The sequence below is a fragment of the Pseudomonas mercuritolerans genome (assembly GCF_025706525.1).
In the GTDB taxonomy this organism is placed as follows: domain Bacteria; phylum Pseudomonadota; class Gammaproteobacteria; order Pseudomonadales; family Pseudomonadaceae; genus Aquipseudomonas; species Aquipseudomonas mercuritolerans.
On the sequence record NZ_JAMSHA010000012.1, the window covers coordinates 18637 to 31671 of the forward strand.

Genomic DNA, 13035 nt, shown 5'->3' on the forward strand with positions numbered 1-13035 from the left:
AATGCGTACCCCTGTGGGAGCGAGCCTGCTCGCGAAGAGGCCCTCCCCCGACAGCAAAATTCATGCACTGACTGGAAAAACCACCATGACCAAGAAAACCCTGTTCCACCCAGTCAAAGCACTGGCCCTGGTCTTCGGCCTGTTCAGCTCGGCTATCTTCGCCGCCGACGCCCCGTTGAAAATCGGCACCACTGCCGCTTTCGCCATTCCGCTGGAAGCCGCCGTCGAGGAAGCTTCCAAACAAGGCCTGAAAGTCGAGCTGGTGGAATTCACCGACTGGATCGCGCCCAACGTCAGCCTCGCCGCTGGCGACATTGATGTGAATTATTTCCAGCACATTCCGTTTCTGGAGAATGCCAAAGCCGCGTCCCGTTTCGATCTGGTGCCATTCGCGCCGGGGATCATCAACAACGTCGGCCTGTATTCGAAGAAATACAAAAGCTTCGATGAGCTGCCCGAAGGCGCCAGCGTCGCCATCGCCAACGACCCGATCAACAGCGGACGGGGTTTGCAATTGCTCGCCAAGGCCGGTTTGATCACCCTGAAACCGGGCGTCGGCTACAAGGCTACCGAGGACGACATCGTCGCCAATCCGAAAAAGATCAGGATCCTTCAGGTCGAAGCCGTGCAACTGGTGCGCGCTTATGACGACGCTGATCTGGTCCAGGGTTATCCAGCCTACATCCGTCTGGCAAAGACCTTCGATGCCGGCTCGGCGCTGCTGTTCGACGGTCTCGATCACAAGGAATACGTGATCCAGTTCGTCATCCAGCCGAAGAGCAAAACCGACCCGCGCCTGATCAAGTTCGTCGACATCTATCAGCATTCACCGGCCGTTCGCGCAGCACTGGACAAGGCCCACGGCAAGCTCTATCAGGCCGGCTGGGAAAGCTGAACATGACTGCGGCGATCCAACGGCGACTGGAGTTTCCAGAGCCACACCACGCTGAAAAAACCGAGCTGCATCCCGAGCTGAATCGCGCCCACGTACGCTTTATCGGCGTGGGCAAAACCTACAACGGCCGACAAGGTCCGGTCGCGGCTTTGCAGGGCATCGACCTGGCGATTCAGCGCGGCGAAGTGTTCGGCATCATCGGCCGCAGCGGCGCTGGCAAGTCGTCGCTGATCCGCACGATCAATCGCCTGGAGCAGCCAACGTCGGGGCGGGTGTTGATCGATCAGGTCGATATCGGCGAGTTCGATGAAAACCGCCTCGTCGCCCTGCGCCGGCGCATCGGCATGATCTTCCAGCACTTCAATCTGATGTCGGCCAAGACCGTCTGGCAGAACGTCGAGTTGCCGCTGAAAGTCGCCGGCGTGCCGAAGCAGCAGCGCGACAACAAGGTCCGCGAACTGCTTGAACTGGTCGGCCTGCACAGCAAGCACAAGGCCTATCCGGCGCAACTCTCCGGTGGGCAGAAACAGCGTGTCGGCATTGCCCGCGCGCTGGTGCATGACCCGGACATTCTGCTCTGCGATGAAGCGACATCGGCGCTCGACCCGGAAACCACGCAGTCGATCCTCGGCCTGTTGCGCGAGATCAACAAACGCCTGGGCCTGACCATTGTGCTGATCACCCATGAGATGGCGGTGATACGCAAGATTTGCGACCGCGTCGTCGTCCTCGAACATGGCCATGTGGTCGAGCAAGGGCCGGTGTGGCAAGTGTTCGGCAATCCGCAGCACGAGGTCAGCCAGACCTTGCTCGCACCACTGCAACACGCCTTGCCGGAAGAATTGCAAAGCCGTTTGCAGGCGCAATCCACGGCTTCTGATGCAGCGGTGGTGTTGCGTTTGCAGTTCACCGGCGGTGCCGCTGATGAACCGGATCTGGCTGCATTATTTGCGGCGTTGGGCGGCCGAGTGAAGCTGCTTCAGGGCGGCGTGGAACGGATTCAGGGTCATGCGCTGGGGCAGCTTTTACTGGCCGTCAGCGGCTCGACATTCAGCGCCGGACAATTGCGCGAACGCGCCGGGCAATGGGCGCAACGAGTGGAGGTATTGGGCTATGTGGTTTGATCGCTTGCTGCAGGGTTTTATCGACACCTTTTTGATGGTCGGCGTGTCGTCGCTGATCGCGCTGCTGGTGGGCATTCCCATGGCGGTGATTCTGGTCACCAGCGACAAGGGCGGGATCTACGAAGCGCCGCTGTTGAACCGTGCGCTGGGCGCCTTCGTCAATCTGTTCCGCTCGATCCCGTTCCTGATTCTGATGGTCGCGCTGATTCCATTCACCCGCCTGATCGTCGGCACCACGTATGGCGTGTGGGCCGCTGTGGTGCCGCTGACAATCGCCGCAACGCCCTTCTTCGCGCGGATCGCCGAAGTCAGTCTGCGCGAGGTCGATCATGGTCTGATTGAAGCTGCGCAGGCCATGGGTTGCCGACGCTGGCACATCGTCTGGCATGTGCTGTTGCCCGAGGCGCTGCCGGGAATTGTCGGGGGGTTCACCATCACCCTGGTGACGATGATCAACTCCTCGGCCATGGCTGGGGCAATTGGTGCTGGTGGGCTGGGGGATATCGCTTACCGCTACGGTTATCAGCGCTTCGATAGCCAGATCATGTTGACGGTGATCGTCTTGCTGGTGGCGCTGGTGGCGGTGATTCAGTTGGGTGGCGACAGGCTGGCGCGGGGGCTGAATAAGCGCTAAGGTCGATAGCGGCAGGTGGCCATCAACCAGGCCAATGTGATCGCAGTATTTTGGGCGATGCCCTTCGTGAAAATCAGATGCTTCCTACACGAATTTTGTCTTTTCGCCAGCCCGAACCACGCGGGTTTGCAGGACGATTCCTAGAATAATTTACCCGCTTGTACCCGAAATATCCTGTAGCTAATCTCCGGTCGTCACTGTTTTGCGGTGACTGGATTCAGTTGTCCGGCCGGCAACTGATCCGCGTGCAGCCGCCGTCCTGCTCGTTTAGTCGCGAAATGGTTGGCTCCCACTTGAAGTCAGGAGTTTACCCATGGAAAAAAATCTTGCCGATCCGCCACTCAGCCTTACCTCAAGCAAGCGGTTCACCGAGGATTTGCTCAAGGATCGCTCTGCACTGTGCCGCGCCGTCGACTCACATCTGGCCGGCAATCAGGTCACGTTGGCGGGGCAGAAACGCGTCTACAGCATCAGCGAAGATGTGACGCTGGAGGACGCCCAACTGTATGTTGCCGATCTGCTGCGCTGCGCTTCGGTGACCGTCCATCAATGCGGTGACCAGCTCGGGGGCGCGGATCGGGCCATGGTGTTCTCGGTCTGGCATCTGCTGGAAATGGCCAAGGCGATGATGGACCGCTCGATCGATTGTCTGGGAGCGAAGCAGCACTGAAGCCTGGCACCCATCGCCGCCTGCACTGGCCCCAGCGCAGGCGGCGTTTTTTTGCCGGTGAAAAAGCTTATAGTCCGCCCTCACACCGCCAATACAGCATCGATCATGAAGCAAACGCCCAGCGACCTCGAACAGATCACCGCCACTACCCTCGGTCACTACAACTCGGTGGCCGAGGACTTTCGCGAAGGCACTCGCGACCACGATGTCAGCCAGAACATCGAGGCCTTGCTGCGCCACATTCAGTCTGAGTCGCCGTTGACGATTCTCGATTTCGGCTGCGGTCCGGGCCGAGATCTGCAGACCTTTACACGTATGGGCCACGTCGCGATCGGCCTCGATGGCTCGCAGGAATTCGCGCGCATGGCCCGCCAGGACAGCGGTTGCGAAGTCTGGCAGCAGGACTTTCTCAAGCTTGATCTACCCGCCGAGCGCTTCGACGGCATCTTCGCCAATGCCGTGCTGTTTCATGTGCCGTTGCAGGTGTTGCCGCAAGTGCTACGGCAACTGCACGGCACCTTGAAACCGGGTGGCGTGCTGTTCAGTTCCAATCCGCGTGGCGACAACCAAGAGGGCTGGAACGGGCCGCGCTACGGCTCGTATCACGATCTCGAAGCCTGGCGCGGGTTGCTGACGGCGGCGGGGTTCGTCGAGCTGGAGCATTACTACCGGCCCGCGGGCTTACCGCGTGAACAGCAGCCTTGGCTGGCGAGCGTGTGGCGCAAAGTCTGAGTCAGGGCGCTGCCTGTACCTGATATTGGCTGACGCTGCCGTCCGCGAACAATGCAGTCAGGGTGTGTCCCGGTAACGTCCGGCCCTGCCAATTGCGTGGAGCGGCGTCGAAATTGGCCAGCAGTCGCGTGCCGTCGGCAAACGTCGTCTGCTGTACCAGGCGGTCCTCGCTCAACCAGTCAAAAGCGGTCAGCGCTTGCGTCGCCAGACGTTCGTGCAGCGGACGAAAGAATCGATCCTGACGCACGATCAACGGCAAGCGCTGATCAAGGCTGGCCGCACTCAGGTGGTACAGCGGCGGTACGTTGTAGAGCAACTGGGTGAGCTCGTTTTCCACCCGCACGTCGCTCAACTTCAGGTTATCGAACAACCAGTGATGACTGGTGATGACAGAGCCGTGGAATACCGTCTGATACAGCGGTAAACGGCTGGCGGCGGCGAAATGAACGCGTCGGTAGTCAGCCTTCAACCGGGTCGGTTTGAAGAACACCGCTGGCTGCTCCGGTGGGTACCATTGGCCGACGACAAAGTCCGCTGTGCCCGGCTGCTGCATGTCGCGATCGCCCCAACCGATCACTGGCGTCTGCATGCCATGTGCGAACAGAACTCCCCGAGCGGTGGCGGCATTGCCATCCTCGGAGCCGCTCGGCAGCTGCAACACCTCGTTGATCCAGCGCGATGCTGCAACATTGCCCGCGGCATTCTGCGCCTGGGTCATCGGTGCGCCGGGACGATAACTGTCGAAGAGCATCCCAGCGGCATAGGCATCGAGAAACCAGCTGTTAAAGCCGGCAACCTTCTGGATTGCATCGATGCGCCGCTCAAGCAACGGTCGCACACATCGCGGATCGGTATAGTGACCGGACTGCTGAAACCCGCTTTTCAGCGCACCGTTTTCCTCCACGATCGCACACTCGGTATTGGCCCGGTCGCCCAGGTGCGCAGTGGTCCAGTCCGGATTTTCATCCCGGCGCAGCGCGGTTTCGTAGGAGTCATAGGGGGCAATCAGATACCCCGCAGAGACGGCGGCGCGCACCGCCTCGGGATGCCAGAGTCCACCTTCCCAGCCCTCGCCGAGCCCAAGCCATAAACGCGAAAGTCCAGCGCTCTGCAAGCGTTCAATGGTTCGCCGCGACAAGGTACGCCCCCAGCGCGAAGGATCAGGCGCCAGCGTACCCTTCAGAACAACGGCCAGCTGCTCGCGCACCTCAGCGTACCCGTTGACCAGCGCCTGCATGTCCGGCACCGCCCGCGCCTGCCAGGTTTTGCGCGCCTGAGTGTTCAGCGCGCGATTGAGACTGCGCAGCATCACAGTCTGTTGATAGCGATTGAGTACGGTCTCGCTGGCGAGCAACCGCAGCGCTTCAGGATCCATCGCCGCCCGAAGTTCACTGACCAGCACACCCGAGCCGCGCAACCGGGCAATCAGCAGCGGCCAGTTGCGCACATCGTCAGGGCCGAGCAGGTCGTTGCCCCACAGATAGACATGCGCGGCACCGATCAGCTTGGCGGCTTGCGGGGTCTTGATCAGCTTGTTCGCCAACGTTTCATATTGATCGCTTTCGACCAGCCACTGCTTGTAGCGCTTGGCGCCAGCCAAGGGATCGACAGCGCCGAGAAACAGGCTGAAGGTCAGCGGCTTCGAGGGTTCAAGCGTAGTGAAACGGTGCCTGGCCGACAGCTCCAGCGCATCGCCATTGGCCTTGAAGCGCAGTTGATTGTTGTAAGGGTTGGTCAGCAACCAGTGCAGGCTGAACTTCTCGTACTCCATCCCCCAAAGCGGCAGGCTCAAGTCCTGGGTGGTATCGAGCGCGCCCTGCGCGACCAGGAATTTTTGCCACGCCCGGTCACCGCGCGGCACGTAGCGCCCTTCGGCAAGCGGCCAGATCAGCGCCTGGCCCATTGCACTGGCGGGCTGATGAATAAACTCGATTTGCGAGGGCGAGTTAGCCGTAATCGAAAACGTCAGGTCACGCTGGTCCAGGCCAACACTGAGCAACCAGCGCCCATCGTCCCATTGCCAATCAATGCGATTGCCATGCCTGACCATGTCGCTGACCTTGTGCCGCAGCACGCCTGCCGAAGCTTGCACTGGTGGCGCGCCGGCCGATTCAACCCGCACCGCCAGCGTCGCAGGATCGACCTGCACCCGCCACAGCTGGTTTTCCAGCAGCACTTCGGCCAGTGCTGCCGGCGACAGGCTCAAGCCAGCGAGCAGCAACCATCCGCGTAACCAGCCGGAAACAGTCGACATGGCACGTCCCTCCTCGAATGAAGAAGGGACGTTAGCGCAGTCCTCTCACGCTGTAAGTCAGACCTTTCCCAAATATCGCAGGGCTATCTCACTGCGCCGGTTTTTCATCCTTCTGCGGTTCGCGGATCTTGTACCAGGCGACATACAGCGCCGGCAGAAACAACAGCGTCAGCAGCGTCGCCACGACGATGCCGCCAATCATCGCGTAGGCCATCGGCCCCCAGAACACTTCGCGGGCTATCGGGATCATGCCCATGCTCGCCGCCGCAGCGGTGAGCAGGATCGGTCGGCGCCGGTGTTCGGTCGCTTCCACGACCGCGTCCCACGGTGCGTAGCCTTTCTGCTCGAACTCATCGATCTGCGTCACCAGAATCACCGAGTTGCGGATGATGATGCCGATCAGCGCGAGAATCCCGAGGATCGCCACAAATCCCATCGGCGTGCCGGTCGGCACCAGCGCCAGCACTACGCCGATCAACCCCAGCGGCGCGACACTGGCGACCAGGAACATCTTCTGCACGCTGTGCAACTGGATCATCAGGAACGTCGCCATGAGGAACAGCATCAGCGGCAGCACCTTGGCAATCGGCCCCTGGGCCTTGCCGCTTTCCTCGACCGTACCGCCGGTAGCGACCTTGTAGCCGACCGGCAGTTTCGAGGCAAAAGCATCGATCGACGGCTTGAGCAATTTCACCAGATCGGTCGGCTGGATTTCGTCGCGCACCGAGGCCTTGATGGTGATGGTCGGCAAGCGGTCACGACGCCACACCAGCGGCTGTTCCAGTTCATAACGCACGGTGGCGAACGCCAGCAGCGGAATCGAGGTGCCGCTCGGCGTGACGATCTGCAGGTTCTGCAGGGTTTCCGGCGTGCCGCGTTCGGAATCCACCGCGCGACCGACCACGTTGATCAGATAGATATCGTCATCGACCTGGGTCAACGGCGAGCCACTGACAATGCTGTTCATCAGGTTGGCGACGTCTTCGGACGACAGCCCGAGTTGCCGCGCCTTGTCTTGGGCGATGTCGATGCGCAGGACTTTGCCCGGCTCGTTCCAGTCGTAAATGATTTCGCCGATGTGCGGGTTCTTGTCCAGTTCGGTGGCCAGGTCGATGGCGTGTTTGCGCACCTGATCGACATCTTTGCCGCTGACTCGATACTGAATCGGACGCCCCACCGGCGGGCCCATTTCCAGGGCCTGCACGTAGCTGCCGATGCCGACGAAGTCTTTGTGCAGGCGCTCACGCAGGCGCTGACTCAACGCCTCGCGGGCTTCGAAATCCTTGCTGACGATCACCAGCTGCGCGTAGTACGGGTTCTGCAATTGCTGATCCAGCGGCAGGTAGAAACGGATCGCGCCCTGGCCGATGTAAGTGCTCCAGCGCACGATGTCCGGGTCGCCTTTGAGCGTCGCTTCGAGCTTATCCACCGCTTTGCGGGTTTCGTCGATCGAGGCGTTTTGCGGCAGGTTCAGGTCGACGAGGATTTCCGGGCGATCCGAAGCGGGGAAGAACTGGTTCTGCACGAAACGCATGCAGAACACCGCCAGCACGAACAGCAGCACGGTGATGCCGATCGCCCACCAGCGGTTGCGCATGGCCCACAACAGGCCGCCGTTGAAGGCGCGACCGATGCGCCCCGGCTCGGCATCATGCGCCTTCACGTTGGCGCTGAGGATGTGCACGCCGATCACCGGTGCAAAGAACACTGCGACTACCCACGAGACGATCATCGCCACGGCGATCACCGCAAAGAGCGTGTAGGTGTACTCACCGGCCGAACTGGCATTGAGACCGATGGGCACGAAACCGGCGACGGTCACCAGCGTACCGGTGAGCATCGGGAATGCGGTCGAGGTGTAGGCGAACGTCGCCGCCTGCTCCTTGCTCTCGCCCATTTCCAGGCGCGTGACCATCATCTCTACGGTGATCATCGCGTCGTCCACCAGCAGACCGAGGGCGATGATCAGCGCGCCGAGGGAAATCCGCTGCATGGTGATGCCGCTGTATTCCATGAACACAAACACCATCGCCAGCACCAGCGGAATCGAGCAGGCCACCACCAGACCGGCGCGCACGCCGAGGCTGATGAAGCTCACCACGAGCACGATGATGACTGCTTCGAACAGCGCGCTGGTGAAACCGCCGACGGCCTCTTCCACCACCACCGCCTGGTCGGAAACGGTGTGCACGCCGACGCCCACCGGCAAGTCGGCGGTGAGCTGGTCGATGCGCTCGTGCAGCGCCTTACCGAATTCCTGAACGTTGCCGCCCTTCTGCATGGCAATCGCCAGGCCGATCGCCGGTTTGCCGTCGAAGCGGAATTCCGGTGTCGCCGGATCGACGTAGCCACGGCTGATCTCGGCGATGTCCGCCAGACGATAGAAGCGATCGTTGAGCTTGAGATTGACCTCGGCGAGGTCTTTTTCCGAAGCGAACTGGCCCGAGGTGCGCACGGAAATCCGCTCAGGTCCCGCCTCGATCACGCCGGCCGGAGTCACGGCGTTCTGCGATTGCAGGCTCTGCACCACCTGGCGCTGGTCGATACCCAGCGCTGCGAGTTTGCGCGTGGAGAAATTCAGGTAAATCGTTTCGTCCTGCTGGCCGATCATTTCGATCTTGCCCAGCCCCGGCACGTTGCGGATTTCTGCGCGCGCCTGTTCCACGTAATCGCGCAACTGACGCATGGTCAGGCCGTCGGCGGTGAAGGCGTAGACCGAGCCGTACACGTCACCGAACTCATCGTTGAACCCCGGCCCCTGAATGCCCTGGGGAAACTGGCCGCGAATGTCATCAATCTTCTTGCGCACCTGGTACCAGATTTGCGGAATGTCCTCAGCGCTGGTGGTGTCGCGCAGGTACACGTAAACCGTCGACTCGCCGGGGCGGGTGTAGCTTTTCACGTAGTCGAGGGAATCGAGCTCTTCGAGCTTTTTCTCGATGCGGTCGGTGACCTGTTTGAGGGTTTCTTCCTGGGTCGCGCCCGGCCATTTGGTCTGGATCACCATGGTCTTGATGGTGAACGACGGGTCTTCTTCGCGGCCGAGATTGAAGTACGAAAACACCCCCATCAGCAGCCCGACGAACATCAGGTACCAGACGAATGACTGGTGCTTCAAGGCCCATTCGGAGAGGTTGAAAGAGCCTTTCATTGACTGTCCTCGTCAAGTTTTACCGATTGTCCGGGTTTGAGACTGTTGACGCCGGCGCTGACCACGCGCTCGCCGTTTTGCACGCCACCGGCCAGCACCACGCTGTGGTCGCCACGGCTGACCACACTGACGTCGCGCGGGTTGACGGTTTTGTTTTGCGTGTCGATCACCCAGATTCGGGGTTTGCCATCGACTTCCTGCAACGCCGTCAGCGGCAGTTCGATGCGCGGCTTGATCGCCGAGCTGAGGGTCACGCTGATCGCGGTGCCGAGGCGGAAACCGTCCGGCGTATCCGACAGGGTCAGGCGCGCGCGGCGGGTGCGCGTGGCGCTTTGTGCCTGGGGTTCGATCTCGCGGATGATCGCCGTGGTGCTGATGCTCGGGTCGAGTTGCGCAGCCACCGAGAACACCACGTCGCTGGGCAACTGATCGACCAGGGTATCGGGCAGATCGATCACCGCTTCCTTGATGTCCGGTTGCGCCAGCGTCACCACTTGTTGCCCGGCGGTTACCACTTGCCCGGCTTCGGCGTTCCACGCGGTGACCACGGCTTTGTGATCGGAGCGCAGCTCGGTGTAGCTCAGTTGATCCTTGCTCTGGCTGACCGCCGCGCGCGCCTGATCGAGCGAGGCCTGAGTGGTTTTCAGGTCGGTGTTGGCGACGTCCAGTTGCGCCTGCGCACCGACGCCGCGATCGAACAGCGCTTGCTGACGGCGCGCGTTGGCCTGGGCGTTGATCAGTTGCGCCTGGATCCTCGCCAGATCGCCCTGGGCCGAACGTAACTGGTTCTGCTGGTCGGATGGGTCGAGAGTGGCGAGCAAGGTGCCCTTCTGCACCTCGGCGCCGACATCGACGTTACGGCTGGCGATGCGTCCGCCGACGCGGAAACCGGTGTTGCTCTCGTAGCGCGCCTGAATGCTCCCGGCAAAGCGTCCGAGGCTTTCTTCGTTGAGCGCTTTGACCGTGACCGAAAGCACCGGGCGTACCGGTTCCGGCGGCGTTTCCTTTTCCGAGCAGGCGCCCAGCAGCAGCGCCATGCACAACAGGCCGAGACGCTTCATGGCTGCGCTCCGGGTTGCAGATCCTTGTAGGTGTTTTCGGCAATCTCGACTTTCATGCCTGGGTGCAGCAACTGGCCGCCGGCGACAATGACTTTCTCGCCGCCCTTGAGGCCTTCGCTGATGATCACTTTGCCGGTCAGGTAACGGCCGACCGTGACCGTATGCAACTGCGCTTCGCCTTTGTCATCGACCAGCCACACCGCCGGGTCGCTGATGTTTTTTGTCAGCGCCGACCAGGGCAGTTCCACCGCCGATTTGCCGGTGCCCTTGGCGGTGGCACTCACTACCGAACCGAGCTGCATGCCCGGCGGCAGCTTGTCGAGGCTGACCTTGACCTGCACGGTGCCCGATTGCGCCGACACCGAGGGGGTGATTTCACGCACGGTGCCGGTGGTTTTGATCTCGGGGTTGTCGAGCAGGCTGACCACGATCGAGCGATCGGACGGCCGCTCGGCCAGCAGCGATTCGTAGACATTGAATACCGCGTCGCGGTCGCCATCGCGGGCAAGGCTGAAAATCGGCGCGGTGGCCTGCACCACTTGGCCGACTTCGGCCTGGCGCTCGGTGATTACCCCGGGTGCATCGGCGATCAGCGAGGTGTAACTGAGCTGGTCCCTGGCGTTGGCCAACTGCGCCTGCGCCGCGCTCAATGCGCTCTGGCTGCTGCGCAGCGCGGCTTGCGCCGAATCGTATTCGCTCTGGCTGGTGTAGCCCTTGGGCAGGAGTTTTTGCTGACGCACGAAAGCGGCCGCCGCTTGCTTCACGCGGGCCTGTTCGGCGACGACTTGGGCTTGAGCGAAATCGACGTTGGTCTGCAGATCTTTCGGATCGAGTTTGGCCAGCACCTGTTTGGCGGTGACGCGGTCGCCGACATCGACCATGCGCTGGATGATCTTGCCGCCGACGCGGAATGAAAGCTGCGTCTGCACCCGCGCCTGCACGTCACCGGTGAGGGTCACCGCGGCGGCGTAGTTGGCCGGTTCGACCTCTTGCACAAAGACCCGTGGCAAATATTCCTGAGCAGGTTTCTTGTCGCCGCAAGCGCTGAGCAAAGTGAACAGACTCAGCATGACTGCTGTTTTCATTCCGGGACTTGCCATGCAGACTCCTTCCTGTGTACGAACGTGCAAGTGACGATACGACTGTGAGCTTAGAACAGGGTTCAACGTTCGCCTGAGCGATCACAACATTTCCGTGCAGGAGCTGCCGAAGGCTGCGATCTTTGCTTTTTCAAGATCAAAAGATCGCAGCCTTCGGCAGCTCCTACAAGGGCCGCCCGAAGAGAAGGAATTCCATGCTTTATACCTTGGCCGTGGCCAATTACCGCTCGATCAACAAACTGGTGATTCCGCTCGGGCGTCTGAACCTGATCACCGGGCCGAACGGCAGCGGCAAGTCGAATCTCTATCGCGCGTTGCGCCTGCTGGCGGAAACCGCCCAGGGCGGCGTGGTCAACGCGCTGGCGCGTGAAGGCGGCCTGGACTCGACGTTCTGGGCCGGTCCGGAAACCATCAGCCGGCGCATGCGCAACGGTGAAGTGGCGATCGAACCGACCGTGCGCCACGGCGTGAAAAGGTTGCGACTGGGATTCGCCGGCGAGGATTTCAGCTACGCCATCGGCCTGGGCCTGCCGGAGCCAAGCACTTCATGCTTTGCCCTCGACCCGGAGATCAAGCGTGAATGCATCTGGGCCGGCCCGGTGTTTCGCCCGGCGAGCCTGCTGGTCGATCGCAACGGTCCGATGATCCGCGCCCGCGAAGGTCGCACCTGGGATGTGCTGGCGCAACACACGCCGAACTTCGACAGTTTGTTCGATCAGGTCGGCAATCTGCGCAGCTCGCCGGAAGTGTTCCAGATGCGCGAATTCATCCGGCGCTGGCGCTTTTATGATCACTTTCGCAGCGATGCCGACGCGCCGGTGCGTCAGCCGCAACTGGGCACGCGCACGCCGGTGCTGCATCACGACGGTCGCGATCTGGCGGCAGCCTTGCAGACAATCATCGAGATTGGCGATCCGCAGGCGTTAACAGCGGCGATCAACGATGCCTTTCCCGGTGCGCGGCTGAACATCGCGCCGTTGGCGGGTGGACGCTTCGCTATCGAGTTTTATCAGGAAGGCTTGTTGCGGCCATTGTCAGCGGCGGAGCTGTCGGACGGCACCTTGCGTTATCTGCTGCTGGTTGCGGCGTTGCTGACCCCGCGACCGCCAACGCTGATGGTGCTCAACGAACCGGAAACCAGCCTGCATCCGGACTTGCTGCCGGCGCTGGCGCGCTTGATCATTCGCGCTTCGGAGCAGTGTCAGGTGTGGGTGGTATCCCATGCACGGCGCCTTATTTCGGCGTTGCAGGAAGATCCGCAATGCAATTGCATCGTGCTGGAGAAGACGCTGGGGCAGACCGGGATTGTCGGGCAGCGGGTGCTGGATGAGCCGGCGTGGCATTGGCCGGATTGAGCGGTGACTGAAAAATTCGCGAGCAGGCTCGCTCCCACAATCGTACGCGGTCGAATGTG

Annotated in this window: 10 protein-coding genes; 6 read left to right on the forward strand and 4 right to left on the reverse strand. The window is 61.4% G+C overall.

Annotated features, from left to right (window positions below; translation table 11 throughout):
• The first annotated feature begins 85 nt into the window (after nucleotides 1-85).
• The 5 genes from ND528_RS26825 (at nucleotide 86) to ND528_RS26845 (ending at nucleotide 4055) form a co-directional block, all read left to right on the forward strand.
• Nucleotides 86-895 carry a MetQ/NlpA family ABC transporter substrate-binding protein gene (locus tag ND528_RS26825; protein WP_263471631.1) on the forward strand — a complete coding sequence of 270 codons (810 nt, stop codon included), beginning with the start codon at nucleotides 86-88 and terminating at the stop codon, nucleotides 893-895.
• A 2-nt stretch (nucleotides 896-897) separates the two neighbouring features.
• Nucleotides 898-2019 (forward strand): methionine ABC transporter ATP-binding protein, encoded by a 1122-nt coding sequence (locus ND528_RS26830; RefSeq protein WP_130912084.1) that lies wholly within the window; start codon nucleotides 898-900, stop codon nucleotides 2017-2019.
• Nucleotides 2009-2653: a methionine ABC transporter permease gene (locus tag ND528_RS26835; protein WP_039756400.1), complete on the forward strand. Its 645-nt coding sequence runs from the start codon at nucleotides 2009-2011 to the stop codon at nucleotides 2651-2653. Before ND528_RS26830 ends, ND528_RS26835 begins: the two co-directional genes overlap by 11 nt.
• Nucleotides 2654-2966: 313 nt before the next feature.
• Entirely contained in the window at nucleotides 2967-3323 is a 357-nt protein-coding gene (locus ND528_RS26840; protein ID WP_041477463.1) for a DUF6124 family protein, read from the forward strand.
• A 105-nt stretch (nucleotides 3324-3428) separates the two neighbouring features.
• Nucleotides 3429-4055, forward strand: coding sequence for a class I SAM-dependent methyltransferase (locus ND528_RS26845; RefSeq protein WP_130912085.1), 627 nt, complete (start codon nucleotides 3429-3431; stop codon nucleotides 4053-4055).
• 1 nt (nucleotide 4056) lies between these two features.
• Here ND528_RS26845 and ND528_RS26850 read toward each other — a convergent pair whose 3' ends face one another.
• The 4 genes from ND528_RS26850 to ND528_RS26865 form a co-directional block, all read right to left on the reverse strand.
• Complete coding sequence (locus ND528_RS26850; RefSeq protein WP_263471632.1) at nucleotides 4057-6309, reverse strand: glycoside hydrolase; 2253 nt, start codon at nucleotides 6307-6309, stop codon at nucleotides 4057-4059.
• Between the two features lie 88 nt (nucleotides 6310-6397).
• On the reverse strand, nucleotides 6398-9460 hold the full coding sequence (locus tag ND528_RS26855) for an efflux RND transporter permease subunit (RefSeq protein ID WP_263471633.1): 3063 nt from the start codon (nucleotides 9458-9460) through the stop codon (nucleotides 6398-6400).
• Nucleotides 9457-10521 carry an efflux RND transporter periplasmic adaptor subunit gene (locus ND528_RS26860; protein WP_212615034.1) on the reverse strand — a complete coding sequence of 355 codons (1065 nt, stop codon included), beginning with the start codon at nucleotides 10519-10521 and terminating at the stop codon, nucleotides 9457-9459. The genes ND528_RS26855 and ND528_RS26860 overlap by 4 nt, the downstream gene beginning before the upstream one ends.
• Nucleotides 10518-11621 carry an efflux RND transporter periplasmic adaptor subunit gene (locus ND528_RS26865; RefSeq protein WP_263471634.1) on the reverse strand — a complete coding sequence of 368 codons (1104 nt, stop codon included), beginning with the start codon at nucleotides 11619-11621 and terminating at the stop codon, nucleotides 10518-10520. The genes ND528_RS26860 and ND528_RS26865 overlap by 4 nt, the downstream gene beginning before the upstream one ends.
• Nucleotides 11622-11815: 194 nt before the next feature.
• Here ND528_RS26865 and ND528_RS26870 point away from each other — a divergent pair, with 194 nt between their 5' ends.
• The gene (locus tag ND528_RS26870) at nucleotides 11816-12976 is read left to right on the forward strand and encodes an AAA family ATPase (protein WP_263471635.1); all 1161 of its coding nucleotides are present in this window, start codon (nucleotides 11816-11818) and stop codon (nucleotides 12974-12976) included.
• Nucleotides 12977-13035 lie beyond the last annotated feature (59 nt).

Excerpts from the sequence above, each read along its gene's own strand:
- ND528_RS26850 (WP_263471632.1), bottom strand. The coding sequence starts at position 6,309 with ATGTCGACTGTTTCCGGCTGGTTACGCGGATGGTTGCTGCTCGCTGGC.
- ND528_RS26855 (WP_263471633.1), bottom strand. The coding sequence starts at position 9,460 with ATGAAAGGCTCTTTCAACCTCTCCGAATGGGCCTTGAAGCACCAGTCA.
- ND528_RS26845 (WP_130912085.1), top strand. The coding sequence starts at position 3,429 with ATGAAGCAAACGCCCAGCGACCTCGAACAGATCACCGCCACTACCCTC.
- ND528_RS26840 (WP_041477463.1), top strand. The coding sequence starts at position 2,967 with ATGGAAAAAAATCTTGCCGATCCGCCACTCAGCCTTACCTCAAGCAAG.
- ND528_RS26870 (WP_263471635.1), top strand. The coding sequence starts at position 11,816 with ATGCTTTATACCTTGGCCGTGGCCAATTACCGCTCGATCAACAAACTG.
- ND528_RS26825 (WP_263471631.1), top strand. The coding sequence starts at position 86 with ATGACCAAGAAAACCCTGTTCCACCCAGTCAAAGCACTGGCCCTGGTC.
- ND528_RS26860 (WP_212615034.1), bottom strand. The coding sequence starts at position 10,521 with ATGAAGCGTCTCGGCCTGTTGTGCATGGCGCTGCTGCTGGGCGCCTGC.
- ND528_RS26835 (WP_039756400.1), top strand. The coding sequence starts at position 2,009 with ATGTGGTTTGATCGCTTGCTGCAGGGTTTTATCGACACCTTTTTGATG.
- ND528_RS26865 (WP_263471634.1), bottom strand. The coding sequence starts at position 11,621 with ATGGCAAGTCCCGGAATGAAAACAGCAGTCATGCTGAGTCTGTTCACT.
- ND528_RS26830 (WP_130912084.1), top strand. The coding sequence starts at position 898 with ATGACTGCGGCGATCCAACGGCGACTGGAGTTTCCAGAGCCACACCAC.